Origin of the sequence: Acinetobacter sp. BSP-28 (genome assembly GCF_044130285.1) — a bacterium.
Lineage (GTDB): Bacteria > Pseudomonadota > Gammaproteobacteria > Pseudomonadales > Moraxellaceae > Acinetobacter.
This window is the reverse complement of sequence record NZ_JBIQOB010000053.1, coordinates 1-3,583: the sequence shown is the minus strand read 5'-3', so window position 1 is coordinate 3,583 and position 3,583 is coordinate 1. Positions and strand designations below refer to the sequence as shown.

Here is a 3,583-nt window from a genome sequence, read left to right as displayed (position 1 = left end):
TAAGCCAGAATCCTCATATAGCCATGTTATCCATGATCGTAAAGGTTGGCCGCATAAAGCTACTACCTATTTATATTCAATCAATAATTCCAAATATGAAATCACGGTTGTTGATGGTGTGATTTATAGTATTAATTGGGAGCGCTGAGTGTGAGCACAGTTGAATGTATTGCGTGTGGACATGTGGGGTCAGCAAAGACCAAAGGTAGTTTTATTGTAACTATCATCCTACTTTTTATTGGGATTCTTCCAGGTATTATTTATGAAATTTGGCGAAGATCTGGTGGTAAGGTTTGTGGTGCTTGTGGCAGCCACAATGTAAAGCTTTATGTACCTACACCAAGAATAGTGCAGCAGCCAATTAATCATATTTCACGAGCTGAACCTATTAAAACCCACAATAAAACCAAATTGGTGGCTGAGGATGCCTACTCATATAATGCTGGGGTAAGACTTAACCAGGGCGATCAAAGTGAAAATCCTGAATTTAAGGAATGCCCATTTTGTGCTGAACAAATAAAGTTAGCTGCAATTAAGTGCAAACACTGTGGCTCTATGGTGGAAGACACGCCCTAAAGACTATCAAAACCAAATCTAAACCCGCTATATGCGGGTTTTTTTATGCCTAAAATTTAGAGGTTGCCATGGCTGGTAAAAACTTAACTTTTAAACTGGTGATGGATGCTGACGTAAAAAACTATGTAAGCAATATCAAGCAGTCAGAAAGCGTCACCAAATCCGTACTGACAACCATTAAAGCTGAATCCGATAGATTAAAAAATGCGTCTGGTGGTGCTGCAGAAGGATTAAACGCCTTATCAAATGAGGCACGCTCTACTGCACAGCATGTCAGTACTCTGGATCAAGCGATTGGTCAAGCAAATACTGAGCTTGCCCAAACTCACACAGCAGCTCAGACAGCTCAACAAGGTATAGCTGGACTTAGAACTGGTTATACAGCACTTGTTGGTGCAATGGGTGCACTTGGTATTGGACTAGGTGTTCGAGAACTTGCTGAAGCAGCTGATTTGTATACCAACCTTTCTGCCCGGATCAACATCGCCACTAAAGATGGTGGTGACTTCACATCTGCAATGGCGGGTGTTCATCAGGTGGCACTAGCAACAAATTCAAGCCTTGAGGCTACAGGTAGTCTATTTGCTCGACTAAATGCAGTTGGTAAAGATATGGGGATGACGCAGCAGCAAGCGTTAGACCTTACCAAGACAGTTACACAAGCCATTCAGGTTGGCGGTGGTTCAGCACAAGCAAGCGAAGCAGCAGTACAGCAATTCATTCAAGCCATGCAGGGTGGTGTTCTTCGTGGTGAAGAATTCAATTCTATTATGGAAAATGGCTATGGAGTTGCTGAAGCTTTAGCGAAGGGCTTAGGGGTAACTACTGGCGAACTTCGCAAGATGGCTGAAAATGGCGAGTTAGGTGCTGAACGTGTAGTTAAAGCACTTCAATCCCAAGCAGGGCAGATTCAAGAAACATATAACCAGTTTCCAACCACGATTAGCAATGCACTGCAAAAGATCGCAACATCATGGCAGATTCTGATTGGTGAAATGGATCAGGCTAATGGGGCTTCAGCAACCGTTGCAGATTGGCTATCAACACTCGCTGACAATATGGACGTAGTGGAAATACTGCTTAAAGATATTGGTGAGGGGTTTGTATGGGTCGGGGATCAGCTCAAGAAGGTTGATCCTGCCACTATTGATGCCTTAAAAAAAGCACTATCCACTGCGTATGAATCCCTTAAAGACATGGGCTCTACAATGGGTGAGGGCTTTGAGAGAAGCGTAGATTTAATCAATACCGCACTTGGTTCAATATTTGATTTTGACAGTGGAATAGACACAGCTACCGATAAGACCAATGGTTTTACAAAAGCTTTGCAGGCCTTAAATGTGGTCTTTGGTTTTATTGGTGACGGTTTCAATGCAATCAATATTGTTGCGAATCTACTGACTGGTGTGTTTTATGATGTAACCGCTGCATGGTTAAATCTGAAATCAAAATTTACATGGGGAGATACAAAGAAAGCAATTATTGCTGATATGAAGGAAATGGCATTAAAGGCTCAAGATTACTATGATAGAGGCTCGAATGGTGCCATGGAGTTTAAATCCAAAGGCATTGAAGCTATAAATGATATTAGCAAGACTCAGGCTCAAAAAAATCAGGAAGCTTTAGCTGATAATAAAGCAACTCTTGTTGAATTATCATTGCAAAATATTGCTTTAAATCAGAAGGCCAAAGCATTATCTGAAGAGCGTGCAGCTTTAGATAAGCAATTGAATCAGGCACGAAAGGATGGAAATCAGTCAACGATTGACGCGATTATCCAGAAGTCTAATGAACTTGAGGGCCGAGAAAAAGAGCATGCTACCAACAAGGCTGCTTTAGATAAAGATATGCTGGGTTCTGCTCAGGACTATGCTGAAGCTGCCATCAAAGCCAATGGCGGGGTAATGGATGGTGTGATGCAAGCTGATCTATTGACGAAGGGTTATATCGTCACAATAGATCAGGCCGGGAAAGTTAGTGTCCAAGCTGGTGAAAGTGCAGCGCAATCAGCTGAAAATGCCAAGGCCAAAGAAGAGGCCTTAAAGCTGGCCAAGGAAAATGTTAAGAAGGCCGATGAAGAATATCTAGCATTCCAGAAACAGGCTGCTATTGAGCGCGCGGCGCTCGATCAGCAGATCCAGCAGGCCAAAGCATCAGGCGATCTAAATGAGCTGAAACAGGCTCAAGATAAGGTCAATCAGATTAATGCCAAAGAAGCTGAGCTGGCAAATAACCGCAATCTACGTATTGCTGAACTCAATCAGGCAACTACCGGCTCGGGCAAAGTTGCTGAAAGCGCTTACTCAAGGGCATCCGCTGCAGCTAACCAGTTTGGTGTTGATTTGGATGTCTCATTAAATAAAGTATCTAAGTCATTCACAGCATCAGGGAATGGCCTTACTGAGCTCCAAACAAAATTAAACAATGCCGGGGTTACTGGTCAGAATGCTGCAAATGTTCTTTATCAAGCATGGGAGAGCTGGCTAAACAAAGCCAAGAGCCCAGCCGAGATAGATGCAGCTAATGCCAAGCTTCGTGAGTTTGAGGCGCAAGGAGTGTTTTCAACCAAACAGGTTGAGCTTGGCATTATGGCGATTCGTAATGCGAATGCTAAATTACCAGATGAGCTGGATGAAACAGGAAAAGCCTTTGAGCGTCTCGGGATTAAAACCAAGGAGCAATTGAAGCTCACTGCACAGCAAGCGGTAATGGATTACATTAGAGTTCGAGATAGCGGAAAAGCCACGGCGGAAGGTGTGGACAGCGCTTACCAGAAGATGATGCAAACCGTTGCCGCATCTGGTGATGTTGGTGTAATTGCTGCAGCAAATACCGCTGGCGCTAATCGTGACCTAAGAATAGAAATAGATACAACCGGTAAAGCATCAGTTAAATCTATGGATGAGTGGTCCAAAGCCAATGACCGCGTCCGAGATTCAGCACACGGCATTGGTGATGGTTACCGTCAAGCTGGGCAAGTTGCGCGTGAAGAAGCGCAAAGCGCTAG

At 43.7% G+C, this 3,583-nt stretch carries 2 protein-coding genes; both read left to right on the top strand.

What is annotated here, in order from left to right; genetic code table 11:
- Positions 1 to 150: 150 nt before the first annotated feature.
- On the top strand, positions 151 to 576 hold the full coding sequence (locus tag ACE01R_RS17510; protein ID WP_395552770.1) for a Pmp3 family protein: 426 nt from the start codon (positions 151 to 153) through the stop codon (positions 574 to 576).
- Between the two features lie 68 nt (positions 577 to 644).
- A partial coding sequence (locus tag ACE01R_RS17505) for a tape measure protein (RefSeq protein ID WP_395552769.1) occupies positions 645 to 3,583 on the top strand: 2,939 nt, incomplete at its 3' end.